We start from the raw sequence: 17766 nt of genomic DNA on the forward strand, positions 1-17766 counted from the left end.
AGATGCATTCCTCCCAGGTGGTTAAAAGCCTAGCAGCTTGCCTCCTTGATAAATAATAAAAGACAAGCTGTATGCTAAGATTAATGCGTAAACGATCGAGAAATAAGTCCATTTAGCTGAACCGGTTTCTTTGCGGATCGTTCCGACTGTCGCAAGGCAAGGCACATACAAAAGGACAAAAACCATAAAAGTGAACGCAGACAGCGGCGTAAATTCTGTTGCCATCAGTCCCTGCAAAGAATCAACATCAGGAACGTGGTAAATGATATTCATGCTCGAGACAACGACTTCCTTTGCCAAAAATCCGGTAATGAGCGCAGCCCCAGCTTGCCAAGTGCCAAAGCCGAGCGGCGCAAGAAGCGGCGCAACCCATCCGCCAATGGCGGCAAGGAAGCTGTTATCCATATCTACATTCAAGCCCTGAGGACCCGCATACGTCAGCAGCCAGATAATGACGGAGCCGCCAAAGATAAATGTACCGGCTTTTTTAATAAATCCTTTGCCCTTATCCCATGTGCTGCGAAACAGCGCCTTTGATTGAGGGAGGCGATAAGGAGGAAGCTCGATAACAAACACAGACTGTTCCTCTTTTAAAATCGTCATGGAAAACAGCTTAGCCAATAGAAGAGCCATCGCAATGCCTAATAAGTACAATGAAAAAACAACGATGGTCTGGTATTCCACAAAAAATGCGCCCACAAACAAAGCATAGACCGGCAGCCGAGCCGAACAAGACATTAAAGGCGTCAAAAGAATGGTCAATAATCGTTCTTTGGGCTGCTCAATCGTTCTGGCGGCCATAATTCCCGGCACATTGCAGCCAAAGCCGATAATCATCGGGATAAATACTTTCCCATTTAACCCGACCGATTCCATAATCTTATCCATCACTAAGGCCACCCGAGCCATATAGCCCGAATCCTCAAGAAGAGAGATGAAGAAAAATAAAATAAAAATTTGCGGCATAAATACCAATACGCCGCCGACACCGGCAACAATTCCGTCAAGCACAAGTGACTGAATGAAAGAGGATGCCCCGGCTTTTCCTAGAACAAAAGCGAGCCCATCGGTGAGCGGGCCTGAGAAAAAAGCATCTAAGAGATCGGAAAGCGGGGTGCCAAGCCAATCAAATGTTAGCTTAAATAACAAAAGCATGCATAACAAAAAGATCGGCAGACCGAACACTTTATTTGTGACAATCGCATCAATCCGATCTGTTAAAGTGGCTGCCCCGGCTGTCTGCTGATCAACAGCTTGTTCAACAATCGATTGAATATATGTCCGTCTGACTCTGTATATCCGTTGAGATAAAGTATCTGCATTTTCTTCTTTCTGAACATTTCTCTCTGTCTCTTCGTATACTTTTGTGAGGGCATCATCAGCCATAAAGACGGATAGATGCTCCCATACATTTTTGTTTCCTTCAAAAAACTGCAAGGCCAGCCAGCGGGGAGGCAAATGTTCCGTCAGCTCTTGCGGCATGTCAGCAATTAATTGAGCAATTCCTTTTTCTAAAGCCACCCCATAATCCAAAACAAGCGGCGCTTGTTTTTTACTTTGCAAGCTGAGGAGCTGCTCATTTAACAGCTTGCATCCCTGGCCTGTTCTCGCCACAATCGGCACAACCGGCACATGAAGCGCCGCTGAAAGCTTTTGCTCATTTACATAAATGCCGCGGCTTTTTGCCACATCCGTCATGTTTAATCCAAGAATAATCGGCTTTCCGAATTCAAGCAGCTGCAAAGTTAAAACTAAATTTCTTTCCAATTGGGAGGCGTCTACAATGTTGACGATCCCATCAAACGAATCATGGAGAAAAAAGTTGGACACGACTCCTTCATCTTTCGATAACGGATTCAAGGTATAAATGCCTGGAAGATCAATAAGCTGTCCTGTTTTATTTTTCAGTGCTCCTACTTTCTTTTCAACGGTAACACCGCTCCAGTTTCCAACATACTCGTAGGACCCGGTTAAATTATTAAATAAAGAAGTTTTTCCGGTATTCGGATTACCAAGCAGAGCAATGTGCATCATACTCGTTTAATCTCTATCCGGGCAGCTTCTTGATGGCGGATTCCCAGGCATTGTCCGCAATAATCAAGCATGAAAGGACCTTTAAACGGCATCCGTTGTTTTAACTGCACTTCGATTCCTTCCATAATACCGAAATCCAGCAATCTCCTTTTAACCATTTGATCTATGTTGGATAAATCTACAATCTTTGCTTTTTCTCCCCGACCTAATTCTGAAAGAACCACGTTAATTCCCTCCAGCCATCTATAAACAGACACTATGATCTGTGCGTTGGATAATGATTATTTTTCTCAATTATATCATTTTCCTTTCCTATGCAAAAACGAATTTATATATAAATAATGACTATTATTTAAAACATGCCGGCCGGATCGATCTAATCGGGCAGAGGGATCTGACTTGTTAATACACCTCATAATTTTGTCCGGTTTGTGCGCCTTCGATGCTTTTCTGATAGGCAAGCGCTACACGCTGAACAGGCACAGCTTCAAAGCCTGGGAAAAAGGCGCCGTATTTATCAAGTGATTCTTGAATGACATTTGGACTGACACTATTGATGCGGATTCCTCGCGGCAGTTCAATAGCGGCAGCTTTTACAAACGCTTTTACTCCGCCATTCGCCATTGCCGCAGAAGCACCTTGAAGAATCGGGTCGTCCATCATAATGCCAGTGGTTAAAGTGAAGCTGCCTCCGTCATTGACATAATCCATTCCTGCTAGCACTAAATGAATTTGCCCCTTGAGCTTGCTTTCAATGCCAATTCCATTTAACTCAGGCGTCAGCTCCGACAGAGGACCAAAATGCGCCTTTCCCGTTGCACTTACCACAGCATCTACCTTTCCGACTTTTTCATACATCGCTTGGATGCTGTCAACAGAAGTAATATCAACAAAAACATCGCCGCTGCTGCGCCCGGCACAAATGACTTCATGATGTTTCTCTAGTTTTCCGACTACAGCCCGGCCAATGGTGCCGCTCGCTCCAACAATAAGAATTCTCATCTTTTACGCTCCTCAACTAAATATAAAATAAGGTATATAGAACAGTATAAATCTTCTATGGGAAACTTTGAAAGCAGTTTGCATGGATTTTTCCAGCTATGACAAGGAGCATTAAGATGCGCTATAATTAATTTGCTAATTATACACAAAAAAGGGAGTTTGTGAGATAATTCACACCCTATAAAATGGAAGGGTTGAGAAAGTTGAACGTTTCCCTGTTAGGAGAGAAGACAAAGATCGAGATTGAAGTGCTGGAGAGAAGTTATCCCGACAGCACAAATAACTGGGACAAAAATTGGATAACGTCTGTTGTACATATAACGATTCCGGGATATGTTGCACAATTTACTTGTGAGCTACGGACAGATGAGTTGGCAGATTTCGCTGACGAATTAGCAGTTATGCATGAAAATCTGGAAGGAACCGCCGCTTTCAAGCATATAGAAGGGGCGATTTGCATGAAAGGCACGATAGACCATTTGGGGAGAATTTTATGGGAGGCAGAGACATGTTATCCACCTGGAGATGGGGCAGTTCTCCAATTTGAATTTAACTCGGATCAATCTTATTTAACCAGCTTAATTAGGCAGTTGCATACTATTCTCTCGTCCTTTCCAGTCATAGAGGAGCGATAGTTGGGGGTTTTCTCCAAAAAACTGTAAATAAAAAGAGAGGGGAAGAAAATCAAATGAACAAAAGCATCTGGCAGATAGACAACGAGAGCCAACAGGAGCGGCTGACGGATGAGGCAGTGGCAAAAGCGGAGGAGATCCTTCAAGTCAAGCTTCCCGAAAGCTATATCGATACTTTAAGAGAACAAAATGGCGGGTACCTGCTGTATGACTCCTATCCAACAAGTGTGCCAACATCCTGGGCGGACGATCATATTCATGTAGATCATCTGAAAGGCATTGGAGAAGGCGGTATCTTGGAAACTGGATATTTAATAGAGGAATGGGGACTTCCCAAAAATATTGTCCTCATTTCAGGAGACGGCCATACGTGGATTGCGCTGGATTACAGAAGAACCAGCGAAAATCCTCCTGTTATTCTCATTGAGGATGACGGCGAGACAGTGATTGAGTTAGCGCCTAATTTCTCTATATTTCTTGAGGGGCTGTGCCAGTGGGAAGAAGAATGATGTCGGTTTTCACATAAGAAGCCAGCCGAGACGCTTATAAGCGTCTCGGCTGGCTAGTCGTTAAAGTAAGCGCGCTTGTCTGGCTGCTTCAATACTGTTTCTCGCAAATTCAAATGGATCTCCAACATTTTCCCAGTGCATGTACATTAAGCGCGGTTGATCAAAGAGCCAATGATTGTGAACAGCTGTGACCTTGATGCCTCTTTCCCGTAAAGCTGTTAAAAACGGATTGATTTCTTCTTGAAGGATAACTGTTTCTCCGAGATTAAGCGTTTCGCCATTTCTGCTATTTTCAAAGGATAGGGCAAAAGGAAGGGCTAAAGGGGAGCGAGTGCGGCGGCCGAGAATCGTAGCTTCAATATTTCGAAGACGCTGAACAACACAAGCGGGAGAGGTAGCAATCACTGTTCCTCCGATAATCGCTGCAAGTCTTTCACAAGCTGACATGTTACGTGACATCCTAAATATTCCTCCTTTCTTCTCTTATGCTATACTATATGCAGCAGTCAACAAGCTTGTCTGGACAAGTACACAAAAAATGAAGCTTCTTTTGTATTTTCATAGACACACAAAACAGGCCTTCTGCATGAAGGGCTGTTTTGTGCATTAAACCAAGCCGGTAAATAGATAAATAGCCGTTACCCAAATAAACAGAGCCGAGCTTTTTTGAAAAACAGTCATTATACTTCCTGTCCCATCCAGCTTTTTCATCACTGCTCCAGCAAAAGTTAAACCCAAAAACCAAATCCACGAAACCGCAATACATGCCAGCGTAAAAAAGAGCTGCTCCGTTCCATTGTATTTTAAAGCGCTCGTCCCGATCACACCGACTGTATCTAAAATGGCGTGGGGGTTCAACAAGGAAACCGTAGAAGCAAAGACCACTTGCTGGCGAATCGGCAAGGCATTAGTTGGTTCATTTGTGGTTGGCTTCGACCGCCAGATCACCCATCCCATGTACAGTAAAAATAAAATGCCGGCTACCATTAGAGCAAGACGGAGCCATTCAAACTGCAAGACGATCACGGACAATCCGAAAACGGCTAACAAAATGAGCAATGTATCACATAATGCAGCTGTAATAGTTGCCGGAAGAGCTCGAATAAGCCTGGGCTGTGTTGCTCCTTGCGAAAATATAAATACATTTTGCACACCTAACGGCAGAATAAGACCGAAGGCCAAAATGATGCCATGAAGAATAGCTTCCATATCCTCAACTCCCTTTCCATCTTTATCGTACTATGCTACAACTAAAAGAAAACAACCAATTGGATGGTTTCTTATCCACCCAATTTAGGAGAGGATCGTATGAAGTGGAAACCAAACCGCCAGTCCCACTTGACTGTCCGTGAACAAATTATCGATTGGATCAAAACTCATATTGAGCGGGGGGATTGGACAGTCGGAACAAAGCTGCCACCCCAGCGGCAACTGGCCGCTCAATTTCATGTTAATCGGAGCACGGTCCAACTGGCATTTGATGAATTAAGAGCGGACGGCTTAATTGAATCTAAGGTGGGATCCGGCGTATTTGTAACGAATAATTCATGGAACGTCCTATTGAACAAGTCACAGCCGAATTGGCAGCACCATATTGAATCAAGCCTTCATAAACCAAACTATCACACGATCCAGTTAATCAATGAATACGAACAAAAGGAAGAGGTCATCCGTCTAGGGACAGGCGAACTTGCGCCGGAATTACTCCCGACTCGACAAATTGAACAATCGCTGGCACAAATTAGCCTGGATTCAAAGGCAATCGGCTATTCATCGCCTAAAGGCAGCGAAAAGCTTCGCGGAATCTTATGCCAGCATTTAAAAAAGCGGGGCATTTATACAACACCAGACAATATATTAATTGTTTCGGGTGCCCTGCAAGCCTTGCAATTAATCGCCGTCGGATTATTGGAAGAAGGATCGACCATCTTTCACGAACCGCCTTCATATTTAAACTCTGTACATCCTTTTCAATCGGCCGGTATGCGCATGGTCTCGATATCAAGAAATCATCATTTAGCCGACAACCTGCGGGCATATAAAAGAAAAAGACAATCTTTATTCTACTGCATACCAACCTTGCACAATCCAACCGGCTGCAATTGGCCGGCAGAAGAGAAGAAAACATTATACGACACATGCAGGGAGCTGCAAATTCCGATTATTGAAGATGATGTATATCATGAACTGTTATTCGAAAAACCGGCGCCTGCCATCAAATCATGGGACACTTCCGGGCAAGTATTGTATATCGGCAGCATATCTAAAACCCTAAGTCCAGGGCTGCGGATTGGCTGGGTTGTGGCGCCTTCACCTGTCATTGAGCGGTTGGCAGATATTAAAATGCAAACAGATTACGGTTCCAGCGCATTTTCGCAAGAAATCGCTGCACACTGGATCTCGTCAGGATTATACGAAAAACATCTAATCGATCTTCGTGAACAGTTGAAAAGAAGAGCCCGATTTACAGAAGAATTATTAGAACAGACATTTAAGAACATGGCGACATGGAAAACATCTGAAGGCGGCTTTTACATCTGGCTCAAATTCCAACAGCCGGTTGTCAACAAAGCCTTATTCCTAAATTTGCTTCACCATAACGTTTTGATCAATCCAGGCTATATTTATGAGCCGAGTGATTTGCAGCATATCCGTCTTTCTTACGCCTATGCTTCACTGGAGGACTTAAAGCAAGGACTAAACATTTTGCGAAACCTGATTCAGCCAGGCGACAGAGAGGACAACCGGTTCTGAGAGACCATCGGTTTGAAAAACACAAGGGAGGGATTAGATGAATTCCCCACACATCAAAGTCATTGATTACCAACCGGAATATGCAGAACAGACAGTCAAAATGTGGAGAGACAGCAAAGAAAAAGCCATCGGGCAAAAAGACATGCACAGCTTTGAAAACCATATTTACTTTTTAAATCACCTATTGCCTGAACAGCATCAGGTCGAATTAGCTTTGATGGATGAACACGTAGTTGGCATGATTGCTTATAATGCCAGGGAAATCAACCAACTGTATATCCACGTAAATTATCAAAAAATGGGCATTGGGCAACTATTGCTTAATAAAGCCAAGGCACAAGCGGACGGCCGGTTAACACTATATACATTTGAAATAAACGAAAATGCCCAACGGTTTTATGAAAAAAATGGGTTTAGAATCATAGCGAAGGGACATGAAAATGAAGAAAACCTGCCTGATATTCAATATGAATGGATAAAGAGGTAATGTTCGTCCAGCTATCCAAGCATATAAATAAAAGAAGCTTCTTTATTGCGATAATGATAGACAATAGCTAATCGAGAGATAGGCAGGAGGAATGTTTTTTGACTCTCTTTTTTGTCCTTATTATTTTGTGTTCCTTAACAGCTTCTTCCTTTATTTGCGTTCGACTTATCAAAAAATGGAATCAAAACCAAGTAATGTTTTGTGCTCTATTGATAAATACAATCATGTTAGGCGGGACCTCAGATATATTATATAAAATAGACGCCCGAACATTTCATAAAGAAGTAGCTGGGCTGTTTAATAGTTTAGGAATCACAAGCTTATTGCTTTTTATCCCCATCGTTACTTGGATCAATATTATTACTGTGAAGCGGAAAGCAAATTAACTCGGCTCTCTCCCTGAGCTGTTACTGGCAGGAGGCAGGGGGATGTCTCGCCGTATCGTCAATAGCCTGGAGCCGCTTGAATGTTCCCGCATTAAAGTGTTTTTTATGTCTATCATTCTACATTATGATCATCTGTAAGCGTTTGAGTGAACCGATACAAAAATAACTATTACATTTTTTCGGCAAAGCAAGTAGAATGAAATAAGCTTGCTACAAGGAGAAGATATAATTGAAAAAGACGTTAATTTTGTTTTGTTTATCGCTTTCTTTACTATTCCCAAGCTTTGCATTCGCGGCAGAAACGCCCTCCTCAAAGCCAGAGTGGGAAGTGACGCCTGATGTGTACAATATTTTGCGGGAACGCGCAGGAATTGCTGTGTATACGCATACTCATAAGCCAGTTGATTTCAATAACATGAAATATGGCTTCAGCAAAATTTATGAGAAAACAGATAATTACATGATCGCGCGCCCGTACAATACAAAAGATTATATGATTATTTCAAAAGACGGTTTTTATGCTGCCTATACTTCAAAGGAAAAAGGGGCAGCCATTGATGCAGAAAACGGCTCGATGCTTTGGAGAACGCTGCGAAACCATGCTTTTAAAGATATTTGGGATAAGGACAATCAATATGGCTATTTCCATTTTGGCCAGCCAAAAGCAACAGATTTGGTTGGGAATCTATGGATAAATGAAGATTTCTTAATACCACAAGGCACAACTATCTATGAATTTTCAATGACGGATTCTGAAGATTGGTATAAACAACTGCCTGTAGATATGCTGAAGATTGGTGAAACCAATGTATTTTCACAAAATGGGTTTGTGAACGGAATCCCGCTTGATGAGGAAACAAGATGGCATATGAGAAGTGTTTTCTTTTTAACATCAGGAGGGACACCAGAGCTAAGCTACGATCCAAGAAGGCTGCATTGGAAGCTGGAAAACTGGCTATATCCTGCATTTCGTGATGTGCGGAAGGATCACTGGGCGCGCGGAAATATCACTTGGGCTTTCCGCACCGGGCTTATTCAGGGCTTTCAGGATGGACGTTTCCAACCCCTTTCTTTGCTGAAAGAGTCCGATTTAACTGTGATTGCGGCCAAATATTTTGGATTTAAACCAGGCGCAACGTACGGACATCGGGCACAGCAGTACTATGATTTCTTTAAACCGTATCACCTCCCATTGAAAGGGTACTCTACAGATGCTGGCAAAAACAGCACGGTCACACGCGGACAATTGGCACAGGTCATTGCCGCTTCTCAAGGTGCACCGTACGGGCCCTATTCTGCTGTCGGATTTATGTACAATCATCATCTTTCAGAGGGAAAAACAGGGGCAAAAACATTTGAAGACTATCATTTTAACGAACCGCTTACTCGCGCTCAAATTTCGGCATTCTTCCAACGCATGGAAGAAAAGGGCATGACTACGTTAAAGTGAAAATTGCCTGGACAGGTCAACATCAAGCAGTTAGAAGGAAGAGCGTTCCTTTTAGCTGCTTTTTTCCTTAAAGCGTCAAGGAACGGCAGGCTGCTTAAAAAGTCCTCTTCCAGGAGGATTTTTTTGTTTATAATGAAAAAAGCATGCAGGAGAGTATATAATATGCCTAAAGAACTATAACGATCAGATCAGATGAATAGAAAGTGACCGTTGGCGCAGGCTATTTGAAGATTCCCTGATTTGACGCGGAATTTACAGGAGTTGGTGTGTTTGAAGAATTATGTACTGGCATACGAAATAGTAATGTTCTTTCTTGTCATTATATCGATCTTCTTTGCATTTTCGAATGACAAGAAGCTTTTAATGTATGACCAAATTATTTGGCTTATTTTCGTTCTAGATTATACGATCCGCTTGCTGCGATCAAAAAATAAATGGCAGTACATCAAAAAGCATCCGCTAGAGTTCATCGCCATTATCCCGTTTGATGCTTTTTTCCGAACTGCCCGGTTTATCCGTTTTTTTCGGGTTGTACGCCTGTTGGGCATCGGTTCGCACTATTTGACGCCCATTTATAAAATTTTCAAAACCAATGGGTTGGATAAATTATTTATTGTTGCTATTATCCTATTGTTTATCATTCCAATCCCTATTGTGCTGGTAGAGCCGTCCATCCATTCCTATGCAGATGCCCTATGGTGGGCAATTGTAACAACCACAACCGTGGGGTATGGAGACATTTCGCCCTCTACTCCGCTTGGGCGGTTTCTAGCGGTTATCTTAATGTTTGTTGGGATAGGAATTATCGGGACATTTACTTCAGCCATTACAAGTTATTTCAGCAAGAGAAGCAAAGGCTCTCACGACAAACAAGTCTTTCGGGTCATCCAGGCAATAGAGGATACGGATGATTTATCAGTTGAAGATATCGAACTCATTCAAATGCATTTGAAAAGAAAGCAGCGGGAACAACAATAGAGAAGCTTCTTTCGTGAAGCGGGCAGCTTGTAGCAGCAGAGATGAAGGGCTTATAAAATAGCCCTTTTTTTATTTCCACCTCACTTTTTACATAAAAGTAAATATTTAACTCACCTTCACTTTCCATTATACTTGTCTAGAAGAGAGGCTGAAACAGCCTTGTTACATTGATAAGGGGGATATGATGAAGAACTATCTTTCGGGCATCATACTGATTATGATGATCTGTTCTTTATTTGGCTGCCAGCAGTACACAGAGAATACAGCCGGCCAGAATAGGGAGGAGACTGACAAAGGCTTTGCTGAGCCAGAACCATCGGATTGGGTAAAATATAACAAACTGATCCTGCAGTATATGTATTACCGCACGCAGGCGGTGCAGCAGAATGACATTACTGTTTTGTGGAATAAGTACCCGGATTTAAAAGTAAATAAGGATCATCAAAAAGGGATAAACGTTGAGAAGGATGAAGTAGAGTCGTTAAATAACGGCAGGAAGTGGATAGATGCCAATTACAGCATTGAAAGTCATGAACGGATGAAAGTTAAAACCGTGAATGAGGAAGAAGCAATTGTCCTTGTTCATGGCGGCATTAACTATATAAGCAATGACTTTGACGAAGCTGGAGGGGAAGTATTAATAGAAATCTCCCTAAAGCTCAAAAACAACCATTGGACCATTGTGAAAACAGACGAATATACAGAGCTTGAATACAAGGAATGGATGCAGAAACAGGCAAAGTAACCAGCCGCTATCTGTGACAACTTAAAAAGAAACGCGGAAGAGCCCATTTTTTTATAATCAGCTAAAGATAAATACACGCCGCTTCTTTTGTGGTAATATATTACAGAAAGAGAAAGATAACAGTAGACAAACAGACACTTCTTGCTTTATACGTTGCTGTACTCTCCTTTTTTCTTTCTTGAGCTCCAATACATATTCCTTTCATTGACAGGAGGCTATCCGATGTAGAAAGATCCCTTACTCTTAAAAATCATAAAAAATAAATAAGAGGTGAGGGATATCTATGTCTTCATACAAAAACGAAACCTCCTTTCGTTTTCTTTGGGTTGGGCAAATGCTGGCGAACCTTGGGGATGTTTTATATACTGTCAGTTTACTAACGATGGTGTATAAGGTGACCCAGTCGGTTACTTTTATGTCTCTTGTGCCGTTTGTGATTACGATGACCGCTCTTGTAAGCGGCATCTTGGCGCCGACCGTCATTGATCAATATCCATTAAAGCCGATTTTGTTTTACTCCCAGCTTGGGAAAACGGTTTTGCTGTTGGTTTTATGCTTATTTGCTCTGCCGCTTGAACAAGAAATGATTTGGTTGTTGTACGTGCTCATTGCAGGCATTTCTTTTTTGGATGGATGGGCTTCGCCTGCACGAAACGCGCTCGTTCCTAATCTTGTAAAAGAGGAGAAGCTAATCAAAGCCAATAGTCTCTTAGCGATTTCCGACCAAATCACCCAGTTAATTGCTTGGCCGATCGGCAGCTTATTTTTCATTCTGTGGGGAGGCCCCGTTCTTCTTTGGTTCACTTGGAGCTTGTTTATTCTTTCTTCCCTGCTGATGTTCTTTATCAAGGATCAAACGATTCACAAACAGCGGGAAACAACCTCTAAATTAGCAGCGGTAAAAGAAGGCTGGCACCTTATCTGGAAGACGAAGCCATTACGGACGATCAGCTTGATGAACGTATTGGAAACGTTGGCAAGCGGTGTATGGATTGCGGCTATTTTATTTATATATGTAGAGCAGGCGCTTCACAAAACAGAGGTTTGGTGGGGAATGATCAATGCGTCGTTCTTTGGCGGAATGCTCATCGGCGGAGTGCTCGTTTACCGTTATTCGCAAGCGTTAAAGAGCCGTTTGGGCCAGACGGTTATGTGGTCTTCGCTTTGCTTAACCGCCCTTACTTTGTTGTTCGGCATGACCTCTCTGGCCGGGTTCGCCTTGTTCGTATCTTTGCTCTATGGGCTGCCGCAAATGGCGCGTGATGTCGCAGAAGTGACCCTTATCCAACAAAACGCAAGGGAAGGGCTGCTGGCGAAGGTGTATTCCGCAAGAGGCACATTAATTTATGGAGCTTTCGGCATTTCCTCGCTGTTATTGGGATTTATCACTGAACGTTACGGCGTCCGTATCACTTTTTTAATGGCAACCGCTCTTTTTCTCGCTTCTTTTTTGCTGGCTTTCGTTAACAGGCAGGAGCTTTTTGACCATGCTAAACCAAGAAAAGAATAACACACCGCATTCTCAAAGCCGATGAATCGGCGGATGTAGGGAGAGGAGAATCCAGACAATGACCGTTCCTTATTTTGCCCAGTGGGAATCCCGCGACTTAGTTTCAGCCTTTTTATCAGGAAAGCTGCATCCTTCAGACGATCCTTTATGGCATCTATCTGGTGCCTCCGATCCGGACGAATACGCAGAATGGAGTCCGCATATGTGCGGAATGGCCTGTTTGAAAATGCTTCTTGCCCAGCAAAGAAAACAAGTAATCCCCACCATTGCCCTTATGAAAGAATGCCGGGAATACGGCGGCTACGTTGTCAATGAAGATGGGGCGATTAAAGGATTAATTTATCGCCCCTTTGTCCGATTTATTGCGGATGTATTTGGGCTGCAGGCGGAGGTAAAGGAGCATACGCCGGTAGAAGACGTGTGCAGGTGGCTGGAGCAGGGGCATGTATTTATTGCTTCTGTTCATCCAAGCATACGAACCCCGGAGAAAATCCCTCCTCATCCGGGAGGGCACCTGGTGTACGTTTTTGGGCGGGACAAAGAGCGCCGGGAAGTCATCTTTCATAACCCCTCAGGAGATACGCGTGCCAGCCAGGAACAGGTTCGTCTAAACGAGGCAGTTTTTGCACGTTTTTATGCTCAGCGGGGGATTTTGATTCAATTAGGGTAGTTAGTAAACTTCCATCAGAGAAGCTAACAGCACCTTTTACAAAAAAAGAGATAAGGAACATTCTTCTATTCGGCGTATATTCTTGTCTCTTTTTTGCTTATGTTATAAAGATCGTTCAACACCGTCAATGAATCTAACCGCCTGTTTTCATGCTAGACTAATTTTGTAAAGTAACGTTCTTGAGGAGGAGATATAATGAGTCATTATCAACAAGGGTATACATGCCGATGCTGTGGAAACTATCATAATGAACTTCCAATGAGCTACGGACGACCAGTTCCTGACTATTGTTATGAGATACCATTAGAGGAACAAGAGGAAAGAATAGAGATGAACGAAGATCTCTGCATCATTGATGAGGAGTATTTTTTTGTTCGCGGATGCATTGAAATTCCTGTAGTAGATGGAGAAGGACCATTTATTTGGGACGTTTGGGTATCATTAAGTGAAAACAACTTTCATCAAACTATAGACTATTGGGAAACAGAGGGAAGGGAGCAGAAGCTGGAACCGATGTTCGGCTGGTTATCCACTGCCCTTCCCTGTTATCCAGAAACCATCAATTTAAAAACAAGGGTCCATACTCGTCCTGTTGGATTCAGTCCTTCTATTGAATTAGAGCCAACTGAACATCTCTTAGCCGTAGAACAAAGAGAAGGCATAATGGTAGAGCGCATAAAGCAAATGGCCGAAGAGCTGTGCATGGCGGAGTAAGCACGATACACTTTGCACAGTATGCTCTTGAGCGCGGCACAAGCGGCTTTTAATTAATGATATAGTTGTTTAAAAATCCTGCTTCCACCAAATGGGCAGGATAGGTGACGAAGGAGAATCGATCCCCTTCATAGAACGATCATGATTAAACACGTTTTAGAACTTGGAGGAAAAAATGAATTACAATGATTTAACCAAGCACTTTACTGAGGAGTTCAAGGAGTATAAGCCTTTATTGCAGGAACATATTGAATTTAATGGGGAAGTTTTAAATCATGTATTCTTTGGTGAATGTGATGATTATTTTATTGAATTAATTAGTGAAGAGCAGGATATAGAGAAGATGAAAGATTTATTTCATTTCTTTGAGAGAATGGCAACTCAAGGTGATCAGGATGTTAAAGACTTATTAAGTGTTACGATTCTCGCACGGCTTGGCGACTCCAAGAAATTATTACAAACTGCATATAAATATATGGGAGCTGAAACAAGGAAAGCCTCAGATGAAATTGAAAAGTTTTGGGGCAGGTATTGAATGATTGGGCGCCTTAGTTGAATAAGGATTCATCAACTTTATTATTCATTTTTTAATGCAAACATATGTATATAAAAGGCAGTAAGACTCCTGTCTTTTCAAACAAAATTCAATAAGAGTATTCGATATTGAGAGGAAGAGAAGCCGATTATTCTATGGGAGTAATCCGCCCTTTGGAAAATCTCACTTGGGACGCGGCATTCTTTCATACTTCTTCAGATACTTACATACTGATCAATAGACATGAAGTGAGCCTATTAAGTTCTGATTTAGCAAAAGTGATAAAAAGGATACAGTTATCCCTTTCCAGCAGGAATAGGCTTCCTCCATAGTATTGTCAAGCCACTTTATCGAACGATGGAAAACTGTTAGTTATTGCCTATAATCATTGGGTGGTTATTTTGAATAACCCGCAATTAAAGGTGATGGCCGTTGCATGCTTCGTGGAATTCAGCGCAGAAAAACCTAACAACAGAGACCAGCTGCTCAAAAAACAACTGCTTGACCCTCCCGCTGCGTAATCGTTTATCTTTTACGTATCTTACTTATGGAGGGGAAGCATAATGGAATTTTATCCTATGCCTTTGTTTGTTAAACTGTCTGTCAGTCACATGGAGAACTCTCTGTCCTGGTATAAAGAGGTTCTTCATTTCAAATCGGTGTTTGAGTGGCCGGGAAAAGATGGACAGCCTATAATGGCCCACATCCGCGGAAGTAAGTATCAGGACATATTATTAGTATCCGCTCCAGAGCCGCATGATAAGGAAGCTAACGGGAAAGGAATCGTCTTAAACTTATCGGTGAAAGAGGTAGATGTTTATTTCCAAAACGCCAGCCGGGCTCATGCTATCATTGTAGAGGGGCCTGTTGACCGTCCTTGGAACGCCCGTGAGCTGGTATTAAAAGATCCGGATGGATACCTGATCACCCTTTCAATGGGGATAAACAGAGAAAAGTCTTTCGATGATGTTATAGGTCAAATGCGAAATACATTTTAGGTTCTAAAAAAGAAGCTATCACAGTATGGAGGTGGCTTAGTGAATAAGTGGAAGCAAGAAATTCTCCAGCATCAATTAGATTCGATAGCGTTTGTTCAGTCCTTGCACTCTCTAAGCGAAAAGGATTGGAGAGCTCCGATCAATGAAGGAAAATGGACGGCAGCGGAAATTATAGGCCATTTCACACCTTGGGATGAGTTTGTGCTGCAGAAGCGTTTGCCTTATTTGTCCTCAGAATGCAAATTTCCAGAAAGCCTGGACGTTCAAGCAATCAATGCACAGGCAGCTTCTATGAGCAGGCAACAGCAACAACAAGAGACCATCAGCCGCTTTGTCTCTGTAAGAAAAGCCCTTTATCAAGCCATTGATGAACTGCCTGATGACCGCTGGGAAGTAAACTACACAATCGGAACCGCCAGTTTATCTTTGTACGAATACTTTAAGGGGCTGGCCGAGCATGATCTGCATCACTTTGAGCAAATAAAACAGGCCTTGTCTTTAGTGAAGTAACAGGAGCTGCTTAGGCACATAGACTGTGTTCAGCGCTGGCCTCTTTTTTATGAATGGTGCCCTATCGGCTCACAGGGTATTTTTCATCAATTTCATTTAGAAACAGACGTTCCCATTAGAAAGATGCTATAATGAGGACAACAATAGCATAGGTTTTCTCAAGGGTGGCCGGCACACTCTCCCGATAGGAGGGAGGTGATGCCATATGACAGTGTACGAATCATTAATGATTGCGCTTGCGTTTGCAAGTCTCATTGTGTCCGTTCTGTCGTTCCATAAAAAAGACTAAAACCGCCCTTGAGATTGGAGGCTCTGGGCGGTTTTAGCAAATGCCTATAAAGGTGCCGATCCCCAAAAGGGAACCTGCTATTGGATGACCGTTTTGATGTTCCCGCATCGAAACGGTCTTTTTTAATGTACGTTACTCTATTCTCATTATACCCTATTGATAAAAATTTGAAAACATTGGATTACGGCTTCAGCTAATTTCAGACTGTCCGATCAGCCTGTATATGCTCTTCCATCGCTTTAATGCACGTAAGCTGACGGAGCATAATCATTGAAGAAGAATCTTTTGAAAAAGAAATGGGGGCCACTATACATGGAAATATATCTTGACAGATTACAGGCGGCAGATGCGGAAGCCTTATATCAATTTGAGTGTGAAAACAGAGCATTTTTTGAACAAATGGTGCCTGCTCGCGGAGAGGACTACTACATCCCTGAGATGTTTAACAAGAGACATGAGGCTTTACTTGAGGAACAAGCTCAGGGGGGTTCCTATTTCTACTTAATTAAAGGCAAAGATCATTCCATTTTAGGCAGAATCAATTTAGTAGATATTGATAAATCTCATACAGCCGCTCATGTCGGTTATAGGGTGGGGCAAAAACATACGGGAAAAGGGATTGCTAATCAAGCATTGAAATTATTAATAGAAACAGTAACGGCGGAAGGCATAAAACAAATTCAAGCGAAAACAACAGCTAATAATATAGCTTCTCAAAAGGTTTTAGAAAAAAACGGATTTAAGAGAATAGCGACCGGCAGCGAAACGTTCGAAATGAATGGGCAGCAGTTACATTTCATTTATTATGCTTTGACTAGTTTATCTGGTTAAACTAATGAGGCACTATACTGGAAAAAAGATGAAAAATCCCAAGCAAGCTACAGCTAAAAAGCATCATCAATCAAAGGAGAGGAATGCCAAGTGGCCTGGTATTTAGAAAATGTTTATGAGCGGAATAAGGAGTCTCCCTATACGTTTTACCTTCCTAGTTCGCATGTTTTGGAGAAGCTGAAGGCGGGAGATTTGGTTAAGTTAATTTTTGCAGCGGAAGAAGTGGCGGAAGACGGGTTTCATGCAGAAAGAATGTGGGTGGAGATTATCCAAATGAACGGGGAAACGTTCATTGGCAAGCTGGAAAATCAGCCTTGCCGTTTGCCCTTGGAGGCCGGCACGGAGATTTCATTCGGCGTGGAAAATATTTGCGATACCGAATATGAGGACCCCGCTGCATCCGACTGGGATATTTATTTTGACACAAAGGTAATTGTAAGCAGGGATGTCCTCGAAAAAGGCGAATTTAACTTTATGTTAAGAGACGATCCTGCGGAAGAGATGGATTCCGGCTGGTCCATCTTAAGCGGCTATGAAGAGGATGAATTTCTCAGCAATCCGGAAAACTTTCAAGTTCTTGCCATCGGCGTGATTTTAAATATAGATGATTCTATTTTAGCTTTTATTGAGGAGCCTCCATTATGTGCTTATGAAAGAGATGACAGAGGAGACTTTTACCAGATTGAAGATTATGATTGGGATAGCTACTTAAGTAAATGAGGAATTTTCAAG

21 protein-coding genes are annotated in these 17766 nt (G+C 42.4%); 16 read left to right on the forward strand and 5 right to left on the reverse strand.

Annotated elements, in window-relative coordinates; genetic code table 11:
- Positions 1–21 precede the first annotated feature (21 nt).
- The 3 genes from feoB to B1A98_RS09610 all read right to left on the reverse strand — a co-directional run bounded on the left by feoB (position 22) and on the right by B1A98_RS09610 (position 3036).
- Positions 22–2034 (reverse strand): ferrous iron transport protein B, encoded by a 2013-nt coding sequence (feoB, locus tag B1A98_RS09600; protein WP_063385038.1) that lies wholly within the window; start codon positions 2032–2034, stop codon positions 22–24.
- On the reverse strand, positions 2031–2258 hold the full coding sequence (locus tag B1A98_RS09605) for a FeoA family protein (RefSeq protein WP_041096045.1): 228 nt from the start codon (positions 2256–2258) through the stop codon (positions 2031–2033). The genes feoB and B1A98_RS09605 overlap by 4 nt, the downstream gene beginning before the upstream one ends.
- A gap of 178 nt (positions 2259–2436) precedes the next feature.
- Positions 2437–3036 carry a short chain dehydrogenase gene (locus B1A98_RS09610; protein WP_041096044.1) on the reverse strand — a complete coding sequence of 200 codons (600 nt, stop codon included), beginning with the start codon at positions 3034–3036 and terminating at the stop codon, positions 2437–2439.
- Positions 3037–3230: 194 nt separating this feature from the next.
- On the opposite strand from B1A98_RS09610, the gene B1A98_RS09615 reads away from it, so the two are divergent.
- A complete protein-coding gene (locus B1A98_RS09615; protein WP_125474359.1) occupies positions 3231–3671 on the forward strand; it encodes a WapI family immunity protein in 441 nt (146 codons plus the stop codon).
- 53 nt (positions 3672–3724) lie between these two features.
- Positions 3725–4177, forward strand: a complete 453-nt coding sequence (locus B1A98_RS09620; RefSeq protein ID WP_063385036.1) for an SMI1/KNR4 family protein — start codon at positions 3725–3727, stop codon at positions 4175–4177.
- 60 nt (positions 4178–4237) lie between these two features.
- Here B1A98_RS09620 and B1A98_RS09625 read toward each other — a convergent pair whose 3' ends face one another.
- Both B1A98_RS09625 and B1A98_RS09630 read right to left on the reverse strand, forming a co-directional pair.
- Entirely contained in the window at positions 4238–4636 is a 399-nt protein-coding gene (locus B1A98_RS09625; protein WP_082028085.1) for a DUF1259 domain-containing protein, read from the reverse strand.
- Positions 4637–4783: 147 nt separating this feature from the next.
- Entirely contained in the window at positions 4784–5386 is a 603-nt protein-coding gene (locus B1A98_RS09630) for a LysE/ArgO family amino acid transporter (RefSeq protein ID WP_063385035.1), read from the reverse strand.
- 99 nt (positions 5387–5485) lie between these two features.
- Here B1A98_RS09630 and B1A98_RS09635 point away from each other — a divergent pair, with 99 nt between their 5' ends.
- The 14 genes from B1A98_RS09635 to B1A98_RS09700 all read left to right on the forward strand — a co-directional run bounded on the left by B1A98_RS09635 (position 5486) and on the right by B1A98_RS09700 (position 17754).
- Positions 5486–6931, forward strand: coding sequence for an aminotransferase-like domain-containing protein (locus B1A98_RS09635; RefSeq protein WP_063385034.1), 1446 nt, complete (start codon positions 5486–5488; stop codon positions 6929–6931).
- Positions 6932–6968: 37 nt separating this feature from the next.
- Complete coding sequence (locus B1A98_RS09640) at positions 6969–7418, forward strand: GNAT family N-acetyltransferase (protein ID WP_063385033.1); 450 nt, start codon at positions 6969–6971, stop codon at positions 7416–7418.
- A gap of 615 nt (positions 7419–8033) precedes the next feature.
- A complete protein-coding gene (locus tag B1A98_RS09650) occupies positions 8034–9254 on the forward strand; it encodes an S-layer homology domain-containing protein (protein WP_063385031.1) in 1221 nt (406 codons plus the stop codon).
- A gap of 270 nt (positions 9255–9524) precedes the next feature.
- Positions 9525–10232, forward strand: a complete 708-nt coding sequence (locus tag B1A98_RS09655) for a potassium channel family protein (protein WP_063385030.1) — start codon at positions 9525–9527, stop codon at positions 10230–10232.
- Positions 10233–10413: 181 nt separating this feature from the next.
- Positions 10414–10977, forward strand: a complete 564-nt coding sequence (locus B1A98_RS09660) for a hypothetical protein (RefSeq protein ID WP_125474358.1) — start codon at positions 10414–10416, stop codon at positions 10975–10977.
- 283 nt (positions 10978–11260) lie between these two features.
- Positions 11261–12487 carry an MFS transporter gene (locus tag B1A98_RS09665; protein ID WP_063385028.1) on the forward strand — a complete coding sequence of 409 codons (1227 nt, stop codon included), beginning with the start codon at positions 11261–11263 and terminating at the stop codon, positions 12485–12487.
- A gap of 58 nt (positions 12488–12545) precedes the next feature.
- Positions 12546–13157 (forward strand): C39 family peptidase, encoded by a 612-nt coding sequence (locus tag B1A98_RS09670; protein WP_082821752.1) that lies wholly within the window; start codon positions 12546–12548, stop codon positions 13155–13157.
- Between the two features lie 195 nt (positions 13158–13352).
- Entirely contained in the window at positions 13353–13871 is a 519-nt protein-coding gene (locus B1A98_RS09675) for a DUF2199 domain-containing protein (protein WP_063385026.1), read from the forward strand.
- A 175-nt stretch (positions 13872–14046) separates the two neighbouring features.
- Positions 14047–14406, forward strand: a complete 360-nt coding sequence (locus tag B1A98_RS09680) for a DUF7674 family protein (protein ID WP_063385025.1) — start codon at positions 14047–14049, stop codon at positions 14404–14406.
- 563 nt (positions 14407–14969) lie between these two features.
- Entirely contained in the window at positions 14970–15404 is a 435-nt protein-coding gene (locus tag B1A98_RS09685; protein WP_063385024.1) for a VOC family protein, read from the forward strand.
- Between the two features lie 39 nt (positions 15405–15443).
- Complete coding sequence (locus B1A98_RS09690) at positions 15444–15914, forward strand: DinB family protein (RefSeq protein ID WP_063385023.1); 471 nt, start codon at positions 15444–15446, stop codon at positions 15912–15914.
- Between the two features lie 205 nt (positions 15915–16119).
- A complete protein-coding gene (locus B1A98_RS21010; RefSeq protein ID WP_223663945.1) occupies positions 16120–16203 on the forward strand; it encodes a putative holin-like toxin in 84 nt (27 codons plus the stop codon).
- Positions 16204–16515: 312 nt separating this feature from the next.
- Positions 16516–17034, forward strand: coding sequence for a GNAT family N-acetyltransferase (locus tag B1A98_RS09695; protein WP_063385022.1), 519 nt, complete (start codon positions 16516–16518; stop codon positions 17032–17034).
- 90 nt (positions 17035–17124) lie between these two features.
- Positions 17125–17754: an immunity protein Imm33 domain-containing protein gene (locus B1A98_RS09700; RefSeq protein WP_063385021.1), complete on the forward strand. Its 630-nt coding sequence runs from the start codon at positions 17125–17127 to the stop codon at positions 17752–17754.
- Positions 17755–17766: the final 12 nt, after the last annotated feature.

Origin of the sequence: Pseudobacillus badius (assembly GCF_002189605.1) — a bacterium.
Taxonomy (GTDB): Bacteria; Bacillota; Bacilli; order Bacillales; family Domibacillaceae; genus Pseudobacillus; species Pseudobacillus badius.

Bases quoted from the DNA above. Each gene is read 5' to 3' on its own strand.
- feoB (WP_063385038.1), bottom strand. From the start codon at position 2,034: ATGATGCACATTGCTCTGCTTGGTAATCCGAATACCGGAAAAACTTCT.
- B1A98_RS09610 (WP_041096044.1), bottom strand. From the start codon at position 3,036: ATGAGAATTCTTATTGTTGGAGCGAGCGGCACCATTGGCCGGGCTGTA.
- B1A98_RS09620 (WP_063385036.1), top strand. From the start codon at position 3,725: ATGAACAAAAGCATCTGGCAGATAGACAACGAGAGCCAACAGGAGCGG.
- B1A98_RS09625 (WP_082028085.1), bottom strand. From the start codon at position 4,636: ATGTCACGTAACATGTCAGCTTGTGAAAGACTTGCAGCGATTATCGGA.
- B1A98_RS09630 (WP_063385035.1), bottom strand. From the start codon at position 5,386: ATGGAAGCTATTCTTCATGGCATCATTTTGGCCTTCGGTCTTATTCTG.
- B1A98_RS09635 (WP_063385034.1), top strand. From the start codon at position 5,486: ATGAAGTGGAAACCAAACCGCCAGTCCCACTTGACTGTCCGTGAACAA.
- B1A98_RS09640 (WP_063385033.1), top strand. From the start codon at position 6,969: ATGAATTCCCCACACATCAAAGTCATTGATTACCAACCGGAATATGCA.
- B1A98_RS09660 (WP_125474358.1), top strand. From the start codon at position 10,414: ATGATGAAGAACTATCTTTCGGGCATCATACTGATTATGATGATCTGT.
- B1A98_RS09665 (WP_063385028.1), top strand. From the start codon at position 11,261: ATGTCTTCATACAAAAACGAAACCTCCTTTCGTTTTCTTTGGGTTGGG.
- B1A98_RS09670 (WP_082821752.1), top strand. From the start codon at position 12,546: ATGACCGTTCCTTATTTTGCCCAGTGGGAATCCCGCGACTTAGTTTCA.
- B1A98_RS09675 (WP_063385026.1), top strand. From the start codon at position 13,353: ATGAGTCATTATCAACAAGGGTATACATGCCGATGCTGTGGAAACTAT.
- B1A98_RS09680 (WP_063385025.1), top strand. From the start codon at position 14,047: ATGAATTACAATGATTTAACCAAGCACTTTACTGAGGAGTTCAAGGAG.
- B1A98_RS09685 (WP_063385024.1), top strand. From the start codon at position 14,970: ATGGAATTTTATCCTATGCCTTTGTTTGTTAAACTGTCTGTCAGTCAC.
- B1A98_RS21010 (WP_223663945.1), top strand. From the start codon at position 16,120: ATGACAGTGTACGAATCATTAATGATTGCGCTTGCGTTTGCAAGTCTC.
- B1A98_RS09695 (WP_063385022.1), top strand. From the start codon at position 16,516: ATGGAAATATATCTTGACAGATTACAGGCGGCAGATGCGGAAGCCTTA.